This is a genomic window from Methylobacterium sp. WSM2598, from assembly GCF_000379105.1.
GTDB lineage: Bacteria > Pseudomonadota > Alphaproteobacteria > Rhizobiales > Beijerinckiaceae > Methylobacterium.
On the sequence record NZ_KB900609.1, the window covers coordinates 5574487 to 5593982 of the forward strand.

Sequence of the window (19496 nt, forward strand, 5' to 3'; positions counted from 1 at the left end):
GGGATGACGGCGCGACCGTAGCAGCGGTCGGGTGAAAGGTGCTCCCGAAGTTCCGCCCCAGCGCGGCAGGAGCCGCGCAGGATCTGCCGTGCTATGAGTAATCCACCCGCCGGAACGGCACGATGTGGAGGATCCTTTCAGCATGAGAGCGCCCGATCGCACCGACCTGCGCATGCTGCGCCTCCTGCAGGAGAACGGGCGGCTGACGAATGCGGAACTCGCCCAGAGGGTGAATCTCAGCCCCGCCACCTGCCACCGTCGGATGCAGCGGCTCCTGCGCGAGGGCCTGATCACCGGCGTGCGCGCCCTGGTGGCGCCCCGGGCGGTGGGGCGGGGCGCGCTGGTCCTGGTCGGGGTGGTCCTCGACCGCTCGACGCCCGAGAGCTTCGCCACCTTCGAGCGGGCCGTGGTCTCCCTCGGCTTCGTGCTCGACTGCCACCTCGTGGCGGGGGATTTCGACTACGTGCTGAAGATCCGGGTCGGCGACATGGCCGATTTCAACCGCCTGCACGGCGAGCAGTTGATCGCGCTCCCGGGCGTCCGCCAGACCCGCACCTTCTTCGTGATGAAGGAGGTGATCGACGCGGCGCCCCTCGACTTCTGAGATCAGCGGTCATTTCTCATGACCGGTGGCGCTGCCGGGGCGGCCCGCGCCGCAGCCGGTTGTCGCCCGCGCGGGATCGTGCCACCACCGCTCCGAGGGGCGACACGGCCCCGACGGGAGGTCGCGCCATGTCAGCCCCGCTCGTCGACCGGATCCGGTCCGCCCCGCTCCTGTCCGAGCCCGACCGGGCCCGCGACCGCCTCGCCGACCTCCTCGCCGCCCTCGACGGCTGCCCGGACCACGCCGCCCTCGCGGCGGCCCTGCGCCTCGACGGGCCGGTGCGCGCCCTCGCGCTCGGGCTCGCCGATCACTCCCCCTTCCTGTGGGGTCTCGTCGCCCGCGACCCCGCGCGCTTCGCCCGCCTGCTCGGTCAGGGGCCGGAGGCCGCCCACGCCGATCTCGTCGCGGCGCAGTGGGGCGCTGGTGCCGCCGGCACGCCCCGCGCCGAGGTGGCCCGCTGCCTGCGCCGCAACCGCGCCGAGCACGCGCTGCTCGTGGCGCTCGCCGATATCGGCGGGGTCTGGTCGCTGGAGGCGGTCACGGCGGCGCTGTCGGACTTCGCCGACGCCTCCGTGAAGGCCGCCCTCGACGCCGCCCTGCACGAGGCCGCCGCCGGCGGGCGCTTCCGGCCGAGGGACCCGGCCGCGCCCCAGGAGGACAGCGGCGTCATCGTCCTCGGCATGGGGAAGCTCGGGGCGGGCGAGCTCAACTATTCGAGCGACATCGACCTGATCGTGTTCTTCGATCCCGCGCGGGCGCCCCTGCGCGAGGGCGTCGAGGCCACGCCCTTCTTCAGCCGCCTCGCCCAGACCCTGGCCAAGCTGCTGCAGGAGCGCGACGCGGACGGCTACGTGCACCGGGTCGATTACCGCCTCAGGCCCGATCCCGGCGCGACGCCGACCGCGCTCTCCCTCGACTCCGCCTTCACCTACTACGAGACGGTCGGCCAGAACTGGGAGCGGGCCGCCTTCATCAAGGCGCGGCCGGTGGCGGGCGACCTGCCGCTCGCCGAGGAGTTCCTCGCCGAGCTGCGCCCCTTCGTCTGGCGCAAGTACTTCGACTTCGCGGCGATCGCCGACGTCCACGCGATGAAGCGGCAGATCCACGCCGTGCGCGGCCACGGCGCCATCGCGGTGGCGGGACACGACATCAAGCTCGGCCGCGGCGGCATCCGCGAGGTCGAGTTCTTCGTCCAGACCCAGCAGCTCGTCTTCGGCGGGCGCCGCCCGTCGCTGCGCGGCCAGCGCACCCTCGACATGCTGCCCGCCCTTCACGCGGAGGGCTGGATCACCGCCGAGGCCCGCGACGAGCTCGCGCGCGCCTACCGGTTCCTGCGCACGCTCGAGCACCGGCTGCAGATGGTCGCCGACGAGCAGACGCAGCGCCTGCCCGAGGAGCCGGGCCGGCTCGCGCGCTTCGCCCGGTTCTGCGGCTACCGCGACGCCGAGGCGCTCGGGGCGGCGCTCGTCGCCGAGGCGACCCGGGTCCAGGCCCATTACGCGCTCCTGTTCGAGGCCGGGCCGGACCTCTCGGTCGATCTCGGCGACCTCGTCTTCACGGGGGCGGAGGACGACCCCGCGACGCTCGCCACCCTGCGCGACCTCGGCTTCCGCCACCCCGAGCGGGCGATCGAGACGGTGCGGGGCTGGCACCACGGCCGGCGCCCGGCCGTGACGAGCCCCCGCGCCCGCGAGGTCGTGACCGAACTCGTCCCCGCCCTGCTCCAGGCCCTCGCCGGGACGGCCGATCCGGACGGGGCGCTCGCCGCCCTCGACCACGCCTTCGGGCGCATGCCGGCGGCGGTCGAACTCCTCACCATCCTGCGCTCGCACGAGCGGCTGCGCCTGCTCTTCGCCGATCTCCTCGGCACCGCCCCGCGCCTCGCCGAGACGGTGGCCTACAGCCCGCACGTCCTCGACGCGGTGATCGACCCGGCCTTCGTCGACCCGGTCACCGACGAGGAGGCGATCGCCCAGCAGATCCGCCGCCTGATCGGGGCGCCGCAGGCCTTCGAGGATTTCCTCGACCGCAGCCGCGACGCCGCCCGCCAGATGCGCTTCGTCGCGGGCGCCCGCATGCTCTCGGGCATCCTGCCGCCGGCCGGGGCCGGGCGGGCCTACGCGGCCATCGCGCGGGCGATCGTCGCCGAGGCGCTCGCCGCCGTGCGGGCGGTCTTCGCCGCCGAGCACGGGCAGGTGCCGGGCGCCCGGGTCGCGGTGCTCGGGCTCGGCCGCCTCGGCTCCCGCCAGCTCACCGCCGATTCCGACCTCGACCTCGTCGTCCTGTACGATTTCGACCCGCGCCACCGCGACAGCGACGGGCGGCGCCCCCTCGACGCCGCCGTCTACCACAACCGCCTGGCGCAGCGCCTCGTCGCGGCGCTCACCGTCCCGACCCGGCGCGGGCACCTCTACGAGGTCGACCTGCGCCTGCGGCCGGGCGGGAGCCAGGGCCCGGTCGCCGGGCAATGGCCGCGCTTCGTGCCCTACCAGCGCGAGGAGGCGGGACTCTGGGAGCAGATGGCGCTGACCCGCGCGCGGGTGCTCGCGGGCGATCCGGACCTCGGCGCCGAGATCGAGGCGGCCGTCGCGGCGATCCTGGAGAGTCCCCGCGACGCCGCCCTCGTCGCCCGGGAGGTGCGCGACATGCGCGCGCTCATCGCCCGCGAGAAGGGCGACGGCGGTCCCCACGACCTCAAGCTCTCCCCGGGGGGCCTCCTCGACCTCGATTTCCTGGCCCAGGCCCTGGTCCTCACCCACGCCGCCGCGCATCCGGACCTGATCGGGCGCGACGCCCCGTCCCTGTTCGCCGCGGCGCGGGCGCGCGGCCTGCTGCCGGACGAGGCCGCCGACGCGCTGCGCGAGGCCTACCGGCTCCTCGACGACGTGCATCACTGGCAGCGCCTGATGGTGGAGGGCTCCTTCGAGAAGGGCGCCGCCCCCGCTACCCGCGCCCGCCTCGCCGCCGCCGCGGGCCTGCCCGACGAGGCGGCGCTGCTGGCCCGGCTGGCGGAGACGCGCGCCGAGGTCAGGGCGTGGTTCGAGCGCCTGCTGGCGTGACGGGCGCGGGGGAGGGCCGCGGCCCGTCCCCGCCGATGGTCCGTCCCTCGCCGCCGAGCCGGGACCGGTCCGCGACCTCGGGAGCCGAGGTCGAGCGAAGCCCCCGTCCCGCACGGCCACGGAGGGTCGGCCCCTCATCCCCGATCCGCTCGATCCCTTCGGGATGGCGGATTCGGGCTTCGCTCAGGCGCCGCGCGGGCGCGCGATCCGGAATCCGACGGATTGCTTCGCCATGCGGATTGCGGCTTCGCTCACGCGCCGCGCGGGCTCGTCATGCGCGTTCCGGAAGCGATCGTCCGGACAGCGGATGATCCGGGAGCCGCTTGGATCGACCGGATCCCGGATCAGGCCACCGGAGCCGGCAGCGCTGCCACCGCGCCCTCGCGCGCGAAGGGCGCGTCGCCCGGCGGCTGGGGCAGCCGCACCAGCACGATGGTGCCCGAGCCGACCTCCGAGCGGATGCGCAGGCGCCCGCCATGCAGCTCGGTCAGGGAGCGGGCGATCGCGAGGCCGAGGCCCGAGCCCTTGAAGCTGCGCGAGAGGTTGCTCTCGACCTGCTCGAAGGGCGCGCCGAGCTTCGGCAGCACCGTGCGCGGGATGCCGATGCCGCTATCCTCCACGTAGATGTGGACGGCATCGAGGGCCCGCCGCGTGCGCACCGCGACGCGGCCCGCGTCGGGCGTGAACTTCACGGCGTTCTGGAGCAGGTTGAGCAGGATCTGGTGCAGGGCGCGGGCATCCGCCAGCACCACCGCGCCCGCGTTCATCTCGACGCTGAGGGTGAGGCCCTTGGCCCGCGCCGCCTCGGCGACGACCTTGAGCACCCGCTCCAGCACCTCCGCCACCGGCAGGGGTTGCTTGGCGAGGGTCACGCGGCGCGCCTCGATGCGCGACATGTCCAGGATGTCGTCGATCACCGAGAGCAGGTACTGGCCGCTGGAACGGATGTCGCGGCAATATTCGCGGTACTTCTCGCAGCCGAGATGCCCGAAGACCTCGTCCTGCATCACCTCGGCGAAGCCCAGGATCGCGTTGAGGGGGGTGCGCAGCTCGTGGCTCATGTTGGCCAGGAACTCGGACTTGGAGCGGTTGGCGCTCTCGGCCTGGGCCTTCTGGTCGAGGTAGCGCTCGGCGAGGTCGGCGAGCTGCTGGGTCTGAAGTTCGAGGGTGCGGCGGGAGCGCTTGAGGTCGGCGATCGTGGCGATCAGCTGGCGCTCGGATTCGACGAGGCGCTCCTGGTGGCGCTTGAGGGCGGTGATGTCGGTGCCGACCGAGACGTAGCCGCCGTCCTTGGTGCGGCGCTCGCTGATCTGGAGCCATCGCCCGTCGGCGAGCTCGGCCTCGAAGGTGCGCGCGCCGGTCTCGGCGAATTCGCCGGCCTGGATCTCGCGGCGCACCGGCGGCACGGCCGCCCGGCCCATGATGGTGTCGTAGCGGCGGCCCGGCTGCGCGTCCTCCGGCGTGAGGGCGTGCAGGCGGCGGAATTTCGAGTTGCACAGGACGAGGCGGTTCTGCGCGTCCCAGAGCACGAAGGCCTCCGAGACCGCCTCGACGGCGTCGCGCAGGCGCATGTCGGCGGTCGCGGTCGATTCCGCGAGGCGGCGCTGCTCGGAGATGTCGACGGCGATCCCGACCAGGTGGCGCCCGCCATCCTCCTGGTCGCGCACGATCTCGGCGCGGGCCTTGAGCCAGATCCACTCGCCCGCGGCGCTGCGGATCCGGAACTCGTGGTCGACGGTGGCGTCCTGGGCGGCGAGCTGGCTCGCGAGGCCGTAGAGGTCGGTGTCGTCCGGGTGGACGAGGGCGTTCACGTCGCCGAAGGACAGGAACTCGTGCTCCCGGGTGTAGCCGAGGAGCTGGTACATCGAGTCCGACCAGTAGATCCGCCCGCGGGCGATGTCCCAGTCCCACAGGCCGCAGCGCCCGCGGCAGAGCGCCGTGTCGAGGCGCTGGCGGACCTGCTCGCAGACCCGGTCCACCGCCCGCGCCCGGTCGGCCTGCAGGGTGTAGGCGAGGCCGATGCAGACGATCACCAGGGTGGCGGTGCCGATCACCATCGCCTCGGTGCGGGCCCGGCCCTGCCAGGCCGCCGTCACGGTGTCGAGGGATTGCACCACCGCGACCCGCTGCTGGCCCCCCGGCAGCGCCCGCAGGGTGGCGAGGGCCGGGGCGCCCCGGAGGCCGACGGTCATGAGGCCCGCCCGCTCCCCCAGGATGAGGAGCGGCTGCGCCTCGCCGAGATGTTCCCCGAGGCTGCGCCCCGGCGGGAGCGGCACCGGAAGGGAGGCCGTGATCACCTCGTCGGGTCCGATCAGGTGGATCTCGCGGCCGGGGATGAGCGCGCCCGCGGGCACCGCCCCGTCGAGGCCGCCGCCCTGCGCCAGGGTCGCGGCGGCGAGCCGGGCCAGGAGGTCGATCTCCCGGCCGGCCTCCGCGACGGCGTCGCGGCGCTGGGACATCAGCTGGGTCGCCGTGATCGCGAACAGGCAGACCAGGAACAGGCCGATCACCGCCGGGATCGCCACGCGCAGCCAGGATTCGGCGCGAGCCAGGCGCTGGTGCGCCGGGGTGAGGGCCCGCGCGATGCCGAGGATCGTGGCCGCACGAGCAGTGAGTGGGGCGGGATCCGCCTCCAGCATACTCTCTTCCCCCGCACGCTTCGGTGAAGCGACTCGGCGACACGCCCCGCCCCCGAATCACCGTCTCATGTGACATTTCCACAGCTGATTTGTCCAGCTGATCCCAGGGGCAGGGCGGGCGTTAGACTTTTGTTAAGGGGTCGCGCCGCGGGACGGCTTCGAATCGAAATTGCGTCTCCCTATCAGGTATTTATGTGGTGCCGGGCCGGCGCCAGGGAGCGGCTGGCGATGTCGCCCGCGTCGGGAGACAGGCCGGGGGCGGCCGCGATGGCGCGCAGCTGCGCCTCCGCGCGGGCGCGCCGGGTCGGCTCCATCATCCGCCACGTGTTGAAGGCCGTGAGCAAACGTGCCGCGACCTGGGGGTTGCGCGAGTCGACGTCGAGCACCGTCTCGGCGAGGAGTTCGTAGCCGGCACCGTCCGCCCGGTGGAACTGGGTCGGGTTGTTGAGGCTGAAGCTGCCGACCAGCGCCCGCACCCGGTTCGGGTTCGAGGCCGAGAAGCCCTCGTGGCGCATCAGCGCCCGCACCCGCGCCACGGTGCCGGCCTCGGGGATCATCGCCTGGAGGGCGAACCACTTGTCGAGGACGAGGGGCTCGCCCCGGTAGGTCTCCCCGAACGCCGCGAGGGCGCGCTCGCGCGCCTCGCCGGGCAGGAGCGTCAGCACCGCCAGGGCGGCGAGGCGGTCGGTCATGTTGTCGGCCTCGCGCAGCTGCGCCTCGGCGAGCGCCGTCCCGCGGGCGGGATCGGCCGCCGCGATCAGGTCCAGGGCGGCGTTGCGCAGGGACCGGCGCCCGGCGCTGGCGGCGTCGGGGCTGAACGGGCTGCCGGGCGGGGCCGCGAGCGCGTCGCGCAGGGCGACGAGCCGCGGCAGCAGGGCGCGGCCGAGATGGGCCCGCAGGGTCCAGCGGGCGCGGTGGATCGCGTCCGGGTCGACGTTGGTGCTGATCTCCTGCGCGGCCTCCTGGTCGCCCGGGATCGCCAGGACCAGGGCCGCGAAGGCCGGGTCCTGCAGGGCCTCCCCGTCCAGGAAGGTGCCGAGCGCCTCCGCGAGGGCGGCCGCCTCCGGGCCCGCATCGGCCTCGATCGGGGCACCGAGCCGCGCCCGCGCGGTGACCAGGTCGAGGGCGAGGTTCTGGGCCGCCTGCCAGCGGTTGAACGGGTCGCTGTCGTGGGCGAGCAGGGTCAGGCGCTGGGCCGTGTCGAGGGAATGGGCGACCTTCACGGGGGCCGAGAAGCCCCGGAACAGGGAGGGCACCGGCTCGGCCGCCACCTCCGTGAAGACGAGGCGGTCGCTCTCGCCCTCCAGCACGAAGACGCCGTCCCGCACCCGGTCCGAGCGGGCCTCGAGGGCGCCGCCGCCGCGGCCGACGAGGCCGAGGGCGACCGGGATCACCAGGGGCTGGGGCGGGCCGCCGCCGGCCGCCTCCGTGGCGACGGCCGGCAGGCTCTGGTGGAAGTCGAGGGTGTAGCTGCGCTGGGCCGGGTCGTAGCGCCCGGCCACCGACACGGTCGGGGTGCCGGCCTGCGCGTACCAGCGCGAGAAGGCGGCGAGGTCGCGCCCGCTCACCTGCGCGAAGGCGGCCAGGAAATCCTCCACGGTGGCGGCGGTGCCGTCGCAGCGCGCGAAGAACAGGTCCATGCCGGCCCGGAACGCCGCCGGGCCGAGCAGGGTGCCCAGCATCCTGACGATCTCGGCGCCCTTCTCGTAGACCGTCGCCGTGTAGAAGTTGTTGATCTCCCGGTAGGCCTGGGGCCGGACCGGATGGGCGAGCGGCCCCGCATCCTCCGGGAACTGGCGCGCGCGCAGGGTGCGCACCTCGGCGATGCGGTGGACCGGGCGCGAGCGCTCGTCGGAGGAGAATTCCTGGTCGCGGAAGACCGTCAGGCCCTCCTTGAGGCAGAGCTGGAACCAGTCGCGGCAGGTCACCCGGTTGCCCGACCAGTTGTGGAAATACTCGTGGGCGATGATCGCCTCGATGTTGGCGTAGTCCGTGTCGGTGGCGGTGTCGGGGCTGGCCAGCACGTACTTGTCGTTGAAGATGTTGAGGCCCTTGTTCTCCATCGCGCCCATGTTGAAGTCGGAGACCGCGACGACGTTGAAGACGTCGAGGTCGTAGGCGCGGCCGAAGCGCCGCTCGTCCCAGGCCATGGCGCGGGTGACGGCGTCGAGGGCGTAGGGCGCGCGCGCCTCCTTGCCCGGCTCGACGTAGACCGCGACCGCGACGTCGCGGCCCTCCATGGTGGTGAAGCGGGTGGCGATGCGGCCGAGCCGGCCGCCGACCAGGGCGAACAGGTAGGCGGGCTTCGGGTGGGGATCGTGCCAGACGGCGTAGTGGTGCCCCGGCCCGGCCTCGCCCGCCTCGACCGGGTTGCCGTTGCCGAGCAGCACCGGCGCCTCGTCCCGGTCGGCCTCGATCCGGGTGGTGTAGACCGCGAGCACGTCCGGCCGGTCGAGGAAGTAGGTGATGCGCCGGAACCCGTCCGCCTCGCACTGGGTGCAGTAGACGCCGTTCGAGCGGTAGAGCCCCATCAGCTTGGTGTTGGCGCTCGGGTTCACCTGCGTCTCGAGGCTGAGCACGAAGGGGCGCTGCGGCGGCCGGTGCAGGGTGAGGCCCAGGGGGCCGAGTTCGATCGCCCCCGGCGCGGTCGGCTGGCCGTCGAGGGCGACCGCCAGCAGCGCGAGGTCGTCGCCGTCGAGGTGGAGCGGCGCACCGGCCTCGCCGCGCGGGTTGGGCCGCAGCGCCAGGGTGGCGGAGATCCGGGTCTCGGTCGGGTGCAGCCGCACGTTGAGATCGACCCGGTCGATCAGGTAGTCGCTCGGCCGGTAATCGGCGAGGCGGACGATCGGCGGGGACTCGGTGCGCATGGGGCGGGCGGGCTCCTGACGGGCGGCGGGCGTCCCCTCTTGTAGCCCGCATCCGGGCCCGCGCAACGCGGCGGCGGGGCGCCCCGCGTTGACCCGACGGCGCCCGGACCCACATATGGCCGCGGTCCCCGAGGAGCCCCGACGATGGAATACCTGCACACGATGGTCCGGGTCGCCGACCTCGACCGCGCCCTCGACTTCTATTGCGGCAAGTTCGGCCTGGAGGAGGTGCGCCGGGTCGAGAACGAGAAGGGCCGCTTCACCCTGGTCTTCCTGGCCGCCCCGGGCGACGTCGCCCGCGCCCGGGAGTCGCGGTCGCCGCTCCTCGAACTCACCTACAACTGGGACCCGGAGGACTACACGGGCGGGCGCAATTTCGGCCACCTCGCCTATCAGGTGGACGACATCTACGAGACCTGCGCCAAGCTGCAGGCCGCCGGCGTGACCATCAACCGCCCGCCGCGCGACGGCCACATGGCCTTCGTGCGCTCGCCCGACGGCATCTCGATCGAGATCCTGCAGAAGGGCGGGGCGAAGCCGCCGCGGGAGCCCTGGGCGTCGATGCCGAACACCGGCACTTGGTAGCGGCGGGCGCCGGGAGGAGGGCCGGGACGATGCAGGTTCCCGCGGGCGGGATGCCGGTCTGGGCATGGGCCTCGCCGCTGGTGGCGTGGCTCCTGCTGGCCGCCGCCATCCTGACGGAGCCGCCCGCGCCGCTCCTCGCGGCCGCGGCGGCCGGGCTCGTCGCCACCGTGTTCGCGGCCGTCTTCCACGCCGAGGTGGTGGCCCACCGGGTGGGCGAGCCCTTCGGCACGCTGGTGCTCGCGCTCTCGGTCACGGTGATCGAGGTCGCGCTGATCGTCTCGGTGATGGTGGCGGGCGGGCCCGAGAAGGCGGCGCTCGCCCGCGACACGGTCTTCTCCGCCGTGATGATCATCTGCAACGGGCTCGTCGGGCTCTGCCTCCTCGCCGGCGGGGTGCGCCACCACGAGCAGGGCTTCGCCCTGCAGGGAGCGCTCGCGGCCCTGGCGGTGCTGGCGGCGCTGGTCACGCTCACCCTCGTCCTGCCGAACTTCGTGAGCACTCCCGGGCCGGCCTTCACCGTGCCCCAGCTCCTCTTCGCGGGGGCGGCCTCGCTCACCCTCTACGGGGCCTTCGTGTTCGTGCAGACGGTGCGCCACCGGGACTACTTCCTGCCCGAGGGGGGCACCGAGGAGGAGCATGCCGGCCCGCCGCCCGCCCGCGTCGCGCTGGCGAGCTTCGGGCTCCTCCTCGCCTGCCTGGTGGCGGTCGTCGGCCTCGCCAAGGCGCTCACCCCGACCCTGGAACGGGCGATCGACGCGGCCGACGTGCCGAAATCCGTCTCCGGCATCGTGATCGCCGCGCTCGTGCTGATGCCGGAGGGGCTGGCGGCCCTGCGCGCCGCCCGGGCGAACCGGCTCCAGACCAGCATGAACCTCGCCCTCGGCTCGGCCCTGGCGACGATCGGGCTGACGATCCCGGCCGTGGCCCTGGTCTCGGTCCTGATCGGGCGGCCCCTGGTGCTGGGCCTGCCCCCGAAGGATCAGGTGCTGCTCGCGCTCACGCTGCTCGTGGCGGTGATCACGCTCGGCACCGGGCGCACGACCGTGCTGCAGGGGATCGTGCACCTCGTGGTCTTCGCCTCCTTCCTGTTCTTCGCCCTGATCCCGTAGGAGAGCGGGCGCCCCGGCGGATCCCGGCCGCGCCCGCCGCAAGTCTCAGCTCAGTCTCTGCTCTTGGCGGACGGCGTGATGCCGAGTTCGGCGAGCTTGGCGTGGATCTGCGTGACCGAGCGCTTGAGCTTCAGGCTCATCACCGCGGGCGCGACGCCCTCGCGCGCCATCGCCCGCAATTGCTGCACGGTCTCCAGCGTCCAGCTGGCCTCGACGGTCTCGCTCATGGACTGCCTCCTGGTCTCGTCGGCCGCGTCGGGCGCGGCCTTGCCCGGGCAGGTAGGAGCGGCCTCCGGACCCGGCAACCCGCGCCGCGCCTTGACGCGGGGCGCCTCCCGTCGCACATCGCGCCGATCAGCCGGCCGGGCGGCCGCTCTGCCCTCGGGCAGGGAGGAAAGTCCGGGCTCCATGGAGAGACGGTGCCGGATAACATCCGGCGGGGGCGACCCCAGGGACAGTGCCACAGAGAGGAGACCGCCGGGCGGGCCGCGAGGCCCGCGCCGGTCAGGGTGAAAGGGTGCGGTAAGAGCGCACCGCGGACGCGGCAACGCGGACGGCACGGCAAACCCCACCGGGAGCAAGACCGAATAGGGGCGACACGGGCGGGCCGACGGCCCGCCCAGGCCTCTCCCCAGGCCCGTCGCCCGGGTTGGTTGCTCGAGGCGGCCGGCAACGGCCGTCCCAGAGGAATGGCCGCCACGTCCGGGGGACCCGCGAGGGTCCGCCGGGCCCTACAGAACCCGGCTTACAGGCCGGCTGATCCCCATTCCGCTCACCCGAAGGCGAGGGCGGGCTGCACGTTCCCCGGGTGCGAGGCGATTTCCGCAAGCCTTCATTAACGTTGCTGCCGTCTGATCGGGCTCCGTCGAGGCGGCCTCCCCCGCAGGGCCGCGTTGACGCTCCCGGAGGCCCATGATAGCCCAGCCCAACTCATTGACGGCGCAACCCAAACCGGCGCACGGGCGAGTCCCCGGCGGCCAGCGGGCCGGCGCGTTCTCGGGCGGGGCGCGGGCGGTCGTGCGGCGCCGGATCCGGCCGGGTGCGCGGCCCTCGCAGATTGCGGAGCATCATGGACCGTCAGGCGAGCGAGTCCGCCGCCGCGAGGCGGCGCCGCGGCCGGCCGGAAGCCGGCGGAGCGGCCCGATGAGCGGGGCGCCCCACATCCCCGTGCTGCTCGCGGAGGTGCGCGGCGTGCTGCGCCTCGGCGAGGGGCCGGGCGTCGTCGTGGACGGCACCTTCGGGGCGGGCGGCTACAGCCGCGCGCTCCTCGCCGCCGACCCGGACCTGCGGGTCATCGCCATCGACCGCGACCCGACCGCCGTCGCGGCCGGGCAGGAGCTCGCGGCGGCGGCGGGCGGGCGCCTGCGCCTGGTCCAGGGCCGCTTCGGCGACCTCGACGCCATCGTGCGCCGGGAGGGCGTGGAGGCCGTGGACGGCGTCGTGCTCGACATCGGCGTGTCCTCCATGCAGCTCGACCGCGCCGAGCGCGGCTTCTCCTTCCGGGCCGACGGCCCCCTCGACATGCGCATGGAGGGGGCGGGGACCAGCGCCGCCGACCTCGTCAACGGGGCGCCGGAGGCGGAACTCGCCGACATCATCTACCATTTCGGCGAGGAGCGGCGGTCGCGGGCCGTGGCCCGCGCCATCCTGGAGGCGCGCCGCCGCGCGCCCATCGCCACGACCGGGGCGCTCGCCGAGATCGTCGCCGGCGTGGTGCGGGCGGAGCCCGGCAGCGGGATCCATCCGGCGACCCGCACCTTCCAGGCCCTGCGCATCGCGGTGAACGACGAGCTCGGCGAGCTCAACCGGGCGCTGCACGCGGCCGAGCGGATCCTCCGCCCCGGCGGGCGGCTCGCCGTCGTCACCTTCCACTCGCTGGAGGATCGCATCGTCAAGCAGTTCTTCTCGGCGCGCAGCGGCCGGGCGGTCTCGGCCTCCCGCCACCTGCCGATGGCCGAGCGGCCCGTCCCGCGCAGCTTCACCCTGGTGACCAAGGGCCCGGTCGGCCCGAGCGAGGCCGAGGCCGCCGCCAATCCGCGGGCGCGCTCGGCCAAGCTGCGCGCGGGCGAGCGCACCGACGCCCCGGCGCCCGAGCCCCTGGCGGCGCTCGCGGCCCTCGCCGCCCTGCCGCCCCGCGAGCGGGGAGGCCGCCGGTGATCCGTCTCCTCCACCTCCTCGCCATCGCGGGGCTGATCACCTCGGCTATCTACGCCTACTCGATCAAGTACGAGACCCTCTATCAGGCCGAGCAGGTCGCCAAGCTGAAGAGCCGCCTGCGCCGCGAGCGCGAGGCCACGGCCGTGCTGCGGGCCGAGTGGCAGCTCCTCACCCGGCCCGACCGCCTCCAGGCCGCGGTCGATAAGTACCTCCGGCTCGAACCGATCGGCACCGAGCATCTCGGGCGCCTCGCCGACCTGCCGGCCCGGGCCGATCGCGGCGACGAGATCGCCCGCAAGCTCGAATCCCTCGGCCTGCTCGCGACCGCGACGCCCACCTCGAGGGAGCGCCCGGGCGCGGGCCGGGGCGGGGACGAGCCGCGGACCACCGGCTCGACCGCCGCCCATTCTCCCGGCACCAAGCCGCCCGGCGCCTCTCCCTCCGCCACGCCCCCCCGCACGTCCACCCGCACCCCGACGGCGACGAGGTAGGTTCTCCCGTGTCCGACGCCTCTCCCGATCCCGCCCCGGAGGCCGCCCCGCTGCGGCCCTCCCGCCTCCTCGCCATCCTGCGCGCGATGTTCCGCTTCGCCGTCGAGCGCAGCGGCGCGCGCGTCAACCTCGTCGGCGTCGTCTTCGGCGGGGTCTTCGCGGTGATCATCGGGCGCCTCGTCCTCACGGCGGCGATCCCCGAGGAGCCGTCGAGCCAAGCCCAGCGCGTCGCCGCGGCCGCCGCGACCGCGATCCGGCCCGACATCGTCGACCGCAACGGCGAGATCCTGGCCACCGACATCCGCACGGTGTCGGCCTTCGCGGAGCCCGGCAACATCGTCGACAAGGACGAGGCGGTCGAACTGCTCACCGCCGTCCTGCCCGACCTGAACGCCGCGGAGCTGCGCGCCAAGCTCACCCCCAAGCGCAAGGGCGCGGGCTTCGTCTGGATCAAGCGCGAGCTGACGCCCAAGCAGCAGGCGGAGGTGCACCGCCTCGGCATCCCGGGGATCGGCTTCCTGCCCGACCACAAGCGCGTCTACCCGAACGGCGTCGCGGCCGCCCACGTCCTCGGCTTCGCCAACCTCGACAACGTCGGCATCGCCGGGATGGAGAAGTACATCGACAAGACGGGCCTGAAGGACCTCAACAACCTCGGCTTCATCGAGAAGTCGGCCGACCTCGCCCCGGTCCAGCTCTCGATCGACCTGCGCGCGCAGCACGCCGTGCGCGACGAACTGGCCTGGGGCATGGAGCATTACCGGGCCAAGGCGGCGGCCGCGATGATCCTCGACGTGAATACCGGCGAGGTTCTGGCCCTGGCCTCCCTGCCCGATTTCGACCCGAACGAGCCCGCCGACGCGCTCAACCCCGACCGCATCAACCGGATGAACGTCGGCGTCTACGAGATGGGCTCGACCTTCAAGGCCATGACGCTCGCCATGGCGCTCGAATCCGGCAAGTTCACCGTGAACTCGACCTTCGACACCCGCGGCGGCGTGCTGTCCTGGGGGCGCCAGAAGATCCACGAGTACCACGGCACCAACCGCGTCATCACCATGCCGGAGGTGTTCACCCACTCCTCCAACATCGGTTCGGCCAAGATGGCGCTCGGCGTCGGCGTGCCCGGCCACAAGGCCTTCCTGAAGAAGATGGGCCTGCTCGACCGCATGCGCACGGAATTGCCGGAGAGCGCCGAGCCGATCGTCCCGCCGCGCTGGACCGAGATCAACACGATCACCATCGCGTTCGGCCACGGCCTGGCGGTGGCGCCGCTCCAGGCCGCCGCCGCGGTCGCGGCGATCACCAACGGCGGCTTCCTGATCACCCCGACCTTCCTGCGCCGCGACGAGGCCGCCGCCCGCGAGAAGGCCGTCCAGGTCTTGACGCCGCAGACCAGCGAGGCCATGCGCTTCATCATGCGCCTCAACGCCACCGAGGGCTCGGCCAAGAAGGCGGACAACCCCTACTACTTTGTCGGCGGCAAGACCGGCACCGCCGAGAAGGTGATCCGCGGCCATTACGTGAAGAACCGGCTGTTCACCACCTTCATGGCGGCCGCCCCGATGGACAAGCCCAAGTACCTGTTCGTCACGGTCATGGACGAGCCGCAGGCGGTGGCGGCGGAATCGGGCGGCTACGCCACGGCGGCGTGGAATTCCGGCGTGGTGACGGGCCGGATCCTGTCCCGGGTGGCGCCGATCCTGGGGCTTCCGCCGAAATTCGAGGGTCCGACCAATCCCTTCCCACTGATGGTGAAGCTCGGCGCCTACCACGCCAACCAGGTCGGCGCGCGATGAGCGGGACCACGACCCTCGGCGCGCTCTTCCCCGAGGCCGCGGGCGCCGCGTCCGCGCTGCCGGTCGCCGCCCTCACGGCCGACAGCCGGCGCGTCGGGCCCGGCGCGGTCTTCGTGGCGGTGCCGGGCACCCGGGCGGACGGGCGCCTCTTCGCCGCCCAGGCCGCGGCCGCCGGCGCCGTCGCCATGGTGGCGGAGGGGCCCCGGCCGGCCGACCTGCCGCAGGCGGTGGCCTACCTCTCCGTGCCCGATGCCCGCCGCGCCCTGGCGCTCGCGGCCGCGCGCCTGCATCCGGGCCAGCCCGCCACGGTCGTCGCGGTGACCGGCACCAGCGGCAAGAGTTCGGTCGCGGATTTCGTCCGGCAGATCCTCGCGCGGCTCGGCCGCCGCTCGGCGAGCCTCGGCACCCTCGGCGTGGTGACCGGAGAGGGCGCCGCCTACGGGGCGCTCACGACCCCCGACCCGGTCACCCTGCACGAGACCCTCGACCGGCTCGCCCGCGACGGCATCACCGACCTCGCCATGGAGGCCTCCTCCCACGGGATCGAGCAGCGCCGCCTCGACGGCGTGCGCCTGACCGCCGCCGCCTTCACCAATCTCGGCCACGACCACCTCGACTACCATCGCACGGTCGAGGCCTACCTCGCCGCCAAGCTGCGCCTGTTCGAGGACCTGCTGCCCGAGGGCGCGACCGCGATCGTCAACGCGGACGGGCCGATGGCGGACCGCGCGGTGGCGGCGATCCGCGCCCGCTCCCTGCCCCTCGTCACCACGGGCCGCGCGGGCGAGACCCTGCGCCTCGACGCGGTCGAGACCCGGGGCTTCGCGCAGCGCCTCACCCTCGCGGCGCAGGGGCGCGCGCTCACGGTGGACCTGCCCCTGGTCGGCTCCTACCAGGTCGAGAACGCCCTGGTGGCGGCGGCCCTCGTCCTCGCCACCCCGGCCGGGCGCGGCCGGCTGGAGGCGGTGATCGGGGCGCTCGGCCACCTCGCGGGCGTGCCGGGGCGGCTCGAGCGGGTGGCGACCCATCGCGGGGCGCTCTGCGTCGTCGACTACGCCCACAAGCCCGAGGCCCTGGCGGGCGTGCTCCAGGCCCTGCGGCCCTTCGCGACCGGGCGCCTCGTCTGCGTGATGGGCTGCGGCGGCGACCGCGACCGGGCCAAGCGCCCGATGATGGGGCGCATCGCGGTCGCGGGCGCCGACCGGGTCATCGTCACGGACGACAATCCGCGCAGCGAGGAGCCGGCCGCGATCCGGGCCGAGATCCTGGCCGCCGCCCCGGGCGCGGAGGAGATTGGCGACCGGGCCGAGGCGATCCGCGCCGCCGTGCGCGACCTCGCGCCGGGCGACGTGCTGGTCGTGGCCGGCAAGGGCCATGAAACCGGCCAGATCATCGGCGACCGCACGCTTCCGTTCTCGGACCGCGACGCGGTGCTGAGCGCGATCGAGGAGACGCGTGCATGACCGAGCCTCTCTGGACCCTGGACGCGGTGCTGGCCGCCACCGGCGGCCGCGCGCTCGACGGCGCGCCCGACGCGCCGCTCTCCGGCCTGTCGATCGACACCCGCACCCTGAAGGTCGGCGACCTGTTCTTCGCCATCCGGGGCGAGCAGCGCGACGGCTACGACTTCGTCCGCGACGCGCTCGCGCGCGGCGCGGGCGCCGCCGTGGTGTCGCAGGCGCGCGCCGCGGACCTCGCCGGCGCCGGCCCGCTCGTCGCGGTGCCGGAGGCGGGCGAGGATCCGGTGCTCGCCGCCATGCGGAAGCTCGCGGCGGCGGCGCGGGCGCGCAGCCGCGCCCGCATCGTCGCGGTGACGGGCTCGGTCGGCAAGACCGGCACCAAGGAGGCCCTGCGCCACGTCCTGGCGGCGCAGGGCGCCACCCACGCCTCGGTCGCCTCCTACAACAACCATTGGGGCGTGCCCCTGACGCTCGGGCGCATGCCGGCGGCGAGCGCCTTCGGGGTGTTCGAGATCGGCATGAACCACGCGGGCGAGATCGCCCCGCTCACCCGCCTGGTCCGGCCCGAGGTCGCCGTCGTGACGACGGTCGAGCCGGTCCACATCGAGCATTTCCGCGCCCTCTCGGGCATCGCGGACGCCAAGGGCGAGATCTTCTGCGGCCTGGAGCCCGGCGGGGTCGCGGTGATCAACCGCGACAACCCGCATTTCGAGCGCCTGCGCGACCACGCGCTGGCCTCGCGGGCGGGCCGGATCGTCAGCTTCGGCGAGCATCCGCGGGCGGATGTGCGGGCCGAGCGCGTGGTGATGCGCCCCGACCTCTCGATCGTGGACGCGCGGGTGATGGGCATCCCGGTCACCTACCAGCTCGGCACGCCGGGCCGCCACACGGCCCTGAACTCGCTCGCCGTGATGGCGGCCGTGCACGCGCTCGGGGCCGACCTCGCGCTCGCGGCCCTGTCGCTGGCGCAGCTGCGCCCGCCGGTCGGGCGCGGCGAGCGCACGCTGCTGCGCCTGCGCGACGGCGAGGCGCTGCTCGTCGACGAGAGCTACAACGCCAACCCGGCCTCGGTGCGGGCGGCGCTCGCGACGCTCGCGGGGATCGAGGTCCAGGGCCGGGCGCGCCGGATCGCCGTGCTCGGCGACATGCTGGAGCTCGGCGCGGAGGCGGCGCGCCTGCACCGCGACCTCGCCGCCGCCGTGGCGGAGCACGGGATCGACCTCGTCTTCGTGGCCGGACCGCTGATGGCGGAGCTGTTCGAGGCGCTGCCGGCCGGCACGCGGGGCGTCGCGGCGGCGAGTTCCGCCGATCTCCTCGACGCGGTCGTGGCCGAGATCCGCCCCGGCGACGCGGTCATGGTGAAGGGATCGAACAGCACCCGCATGGGCCGGATTGTCGAGGCCCTGAAAGCCCGCTACGGGGGCGGCGCGGACGCCCTCGCCGCGCGACCGACCTGAGCCGCCGCGCGCGAGCCTCCGGGCGCCGGCGCGGCCGGCCTCCACCGAACGGCGCCGTCATCCCCGCCGGCGCTCACCTCCATATCGGGATGAGCCCGGGATGCTGTATCTCCTGTCCGAACTGAGCGGCGTCTTCTCGCCGTTCAACGTGTTTCGCTACATCACCTTCCGGACGGGCGGGGCGCTGTTCACGGCGGGCCTGTTCGTGTTCTGGTTCGGGCCCTGGATCATCTCGCTGCTGCGCCTGCGCCAGGGCAAGGGCCAGCCGATCCGCGAGGACGGGCCCCAGACCCACCTGCTGACCAAGCGCGGCACGCCGACCATGGGCGGGCTGATGATCCTGGCCGGGCTCCTGGTCGCGGTGTTCCTGTGGGCCAACCCGCGCAACAGCTACGTCTGGATCACCGTCGTGGTGACGCTCGGCTTCGGGGCGATCGGCTTCTACGACGACTATCTCAAGGTGACGAAGCAGAGCCACAAGGGCTTCTCGGGCAAGTTCCGGCTCGGCCTGGAGGCGCTGATCGCGGTGGCGGCCTGCGTGGCGGTGGCGGAGTACTCGGCGCCGGGGCTCGCCTACCGGCTCGCCTTCCCGGTCTTCAAGGACGCGATCGTCAACCTCGGCCTGTTCTGGATCTTCTTCGCGAGCTTCGTGATCGTGGGCGCCGGCAATGCCGTGAACATCACGGACGGGCTCGACGGGCTGGCGATCGTGCCGGTGATGATCGCGGCGGCGACCTTCGGGATCATCGCCTACCTGGTCGGCAACGTGATCTACGCCTCCTACCTGCAGGTGAACTACGTCCCGGGCACGGGCGAACTCGCGGTGGTGTGCGGGGCGCTGATCGGGGCGGGGCTCGGCTTCCTGTGGTTCAACGCGCCGCCGGCCCAGATCTTCATGGGCGACACCGGCTCGCTGGCGCTGGGCGGATTGCTGGGCACCGTCGCGGTGGCGACCAAGCACGAGATCGTGCTGGCGGTGGTGGGCGGCCTGTTCGTGCTGGAGATCGCCTCGGTGATCATCCAGGTCGCCTCCTTCAAGCTCACCGGCAAGCGCGTCTTCCGGATGGCGCCGATCCACCACCATTTCGAGCAGAAGGGCTGGAAGGAGCCGCAGGTGGTGATCCGGTTCTGGATCATCGCCGTGGTGCTGGCGCTGCTCGGCCTCGCGACGCTGAAGCTGCGCTGAGGGGCGGCCCGGGGCCGCCCCCTGCCGCCTCATCCCCGATCCGCTCGATCCCTTCGGGCCGGCGGATTGGGGCCTCGCTCAGG

Annotated in this window: 13 protein-coding genes and 1 other RNA gene; 11 read left to right on the plus strand and 3 right to left on the minus strand. The window is 73.8% G+C overall.

Translation table 11 applies throughout. The features are described from left to right. Nucleotides 1-142 precede the first annotated feature (142 nt). Both MET2598_RS0126260 and MET2598_RS0126265 read left to right on the plus strand, forming a co-directional pair. Nucleotides 143-604, plus strand: coding sequence for an Lrp/AsnC family transcriptional regulator (locus MET2598_RS0126260; protein ID WP_018262890.1), 462 nt, complete (start codon nucleotides 143-145; stop codon nucleotides 602-604). 128 nt (nucleotides 605-732) lie between these two features. Further along, a complete protein-coding gene (locus tag MET2598_RS0126265; RefSeq protein ID WP_018262891.1) occupies nucleotides 733-3663 on the plus strand; it encodes a bifunctional [glutamine synthetase] adenylyltransferase/[glutamine synthetase]-adenylyl-L-tyrosine phosphorylase in 2931 nt (976 codons plus the stop codon). A gap of 344 nt (nucleotides 3664-4007) precedes the next feature. Here the strand turns inward: MET2598_RS0126265 and MET2598_RS0126270 are convergent, their stop codons facing one another. Next, entirely contained in the window at nucleotides 4008-6302 is a 2295-nt protein-coding gene (locus MET2598_RS0126270) for a PAS domain-containing sensor histidine kinase (protein WP_018262892.1), read from the minus strand. 182 nt (nucleotides 6303-6484) lie between these two features. Beyond that, nucleotides 6485-9169, minus strand: a complete 2685-nt coding sequence (gene pepN, locus MET2598_RS0126275; protein WP_018262893.1) for an aminopeptidase N — start codon at nucleotides 9167-9169, stop codon at nucleotides 6485-6487. A gap of 144 nt (nucleotides 9170-9313) precedes the next feature. On the opposite strand from pepN, the gene MET2598_RS0126280 reads away from it, so the two are divergent. Next, entirely contained in the window at nucleotides 9314-9754 is a 441-nt protein-coding gene (locus MET2598_RS0126280; RefSeq protein WP_012330255.1) for a VOC family protein, read from the plus strand. A 29-nt stretch (nucleotides 9755-9783) separates the two neighbouring features. Then, nucleotides 9784-10863: a calcium:proton antiporter gene (locus MET2598_RS0126285; RefSeq protein WP_018262894.1), complete on the plus strand. Its 1080-nt coding sequence runs from the start codon at nucleotides 9784-9786 to the stop codon at nucleotides 10861-10863. 50 nt (nucleotides 10864-10913) lie between these two features. Here MET2598_RS0126285 and MET2598_RS41590 read toward each other — a convergent pair whose 3' ends face one another. Then, entirely contained in the window at nucleotides 10914-11090 is a 177-nt protein-coding gene (locus MET2598_RS41590) for a hypothetical protein (protein WP_018262895.1), read from the minus strand. Nucleotides 11091-11217: 127 nt separating this feature from the next. On the opposite strand from MET2598_RS41590, the gene rnpB reads away from it, so the two are divergent. The 7 genes from rnpB to mraY all read left to right on the plus strand — a co-directional run bounded on the left by rnpB (nucleotide 11218) and on the right by mraY (nucleotide 19413). Beyond that, nucleotides 11218-11627, plus strand: an RNA gene (gene rnpB / locus MET2598_RS38355) — RNase P RNA component class A. Between the two features lie 379 nt (nucleotides 11628-12006). Continuing rightward, nucleotides 12007-13020 (plus strand): 16S rRNA (cytosine(1402)-N(4))-methyltransferase RsmH, encoded by a 1014-nt coding sequence (gene rsmH, locus MET2598_RS0126295; protein WP_012330252.1) that lies wholly within the window; start codon nucleotides 12007-12009, stop codon nucleotides 13018-13020. Then, nucleotides 13017-13511 carry a cell division protein FtsL gene (ftsL, locus tag MET2598_RS0126300; RefSeq protein ID WP_012330251.1) on the plus strand — a complete coding sequence of 165 codons (495 nt, stop codon included), beginning with the start codon at nucleotides 13017-13019 and terminating at the stop codon, nucleotides 13509-13511. Before rsmH ends, ftsL begins: the two co-directional genes overlap by 4 nt. Before the next feature lie 8 nt (nucleotides 13512-13519). Further along, nucleotides 13520-15310 (plus strand): peptidoglycan D,D-transpeptidase FtsI family protein, encoded by a 1791-nt coding sequence (locus MET2598_RS0126305; protein ID WP_018262896.1) that lies wholly within the window; start codon nucleotides 13520-13522, stop codon nucleotides 15308-15310. Beyond that, nucleotides 15307-16773 (plus strand): UDP-N-acetylmuramoyl-L-alanyl-D-glutamate--2,6-diaminopimelate ligase, encoded by a 1467-nt coding sequence (locus MET2598_RS0126310; protein WP_012330249.1) that lies wholly within the window; start codon nucleotides 15307-15309, stop codon nucleotides 16771-16773. The genes MET2598_RS0126305 and MET2598_RS0126310 overlap by 4 nt, the downstream gene beginning before the upstream one ends. Next, a complete protein-coding gene (locus MET2598_RS0126315; RefSeq protein WP_018262897.1) occupies nucleotides 16770-18227 on the plus strand; it encodes a UDP-N-acetylmuramoylalanyl-D-glutamyl-2,6-diaminopimelate--D-alanyl-D-alanine ligase in 1458 nt (485 codons plus the stop codon). The genes MET2598_RS0126310 and MET2598_RS0126315 overlap by 4 nt, the downstream gene beginning before the upstream one ends. A 100-nt stretch (nucleotides 18228-18327) precedes the next feature. Beyond that, complete coding sequence (mraY, locus tag MET2598_RS0126320; protein WP_012330247.1) at nucleotides 18328-19413, plus strand: phospho-N-acetylmuramoyl-pentapeptide-transferase; 1086 nt, start codon at nucleotides 18328-18330, stop codon at nucleotides 19411-19413. The last annotated feature ends 83 nt before the right edge of the window (nucleotides 19414-19496 follow it).

Coding starts and splice junctions, on each gene's coding strand:
- MET2598_RS0126285 (WP_018262894.1), top strand. CDS start 9,784: ATGCAGGTTCCCGCGGGCGGGATGCCGGTCTGGGCATGGGCCTCGCCG.
- rsmH (WP_012330252.1), top strand. CDS start 12,007: ATGAGCGGGGCGCCCCACATCCCCGTGCTGCTCGCGGAGGTGCGCGGC.
- MET2598_RS0126265 (WP_018262891.1), top strand. CDS start 733: ATGTCAGCCCCGCTCGTCGACCGGATCCGGTCCGCCCCGCTCCTGTCC.
- MET2598_RS0126280 (WP_012330255.1), top strand. CDS start 9,314: ATGGAATACCTGCACACGATGGTCCGGGTCGCCGACCTCGACCGCGCC.
- mraY (WP_012330247.1), top strand. CDS start 18,328: ATGCTGTATCTCCTGTCCGAACTGAGCGGCGTCTTCTCGCCGTTCAAC.
- MET2598_RS0126270 (WP_018262892.1), bottom strand. CDS start 6,302: ATGCTGGAGGCGGATCCCGCCCCACTCACTGCTCGTGCGGCCACGATC.
- pepN (WP_018262893.1), bottom strand. CDS start 9,169: ATGCGCACCGAGTCCCCGCCGATCGTCCGCCTCGCCGATTACCGGCCG.
- MET2598_RS0126310 (WP_012330249.1), top strand. CDS start 15,307: ATGAGCGGGACCACGACCCTCGGCGCGCTCTTCCCCGAGGCCGCGGGC.
- MET2598_RS0126315 (WP_018262897.1), top strand. CDS start 16,770: ATGACCGAGCCTCTCTGGACCCTGGACGCGGTGCTGGCCGCCACCGGC.
- MET2598_RS0126260 (WP_018262890.1), top strand. CDS start 143: ATGAGAGCGCCCGATCGCACCGACCTGCGCATGCTGCGCCTCCTGCAG.
- MET2598_RS41590 (WP_018262895.1), bottom strand. CDS start 11,090: ATGAGCGAGACCGTCGAGGCCAGCTGGACGCTGGAGACCGTGCAGCAA.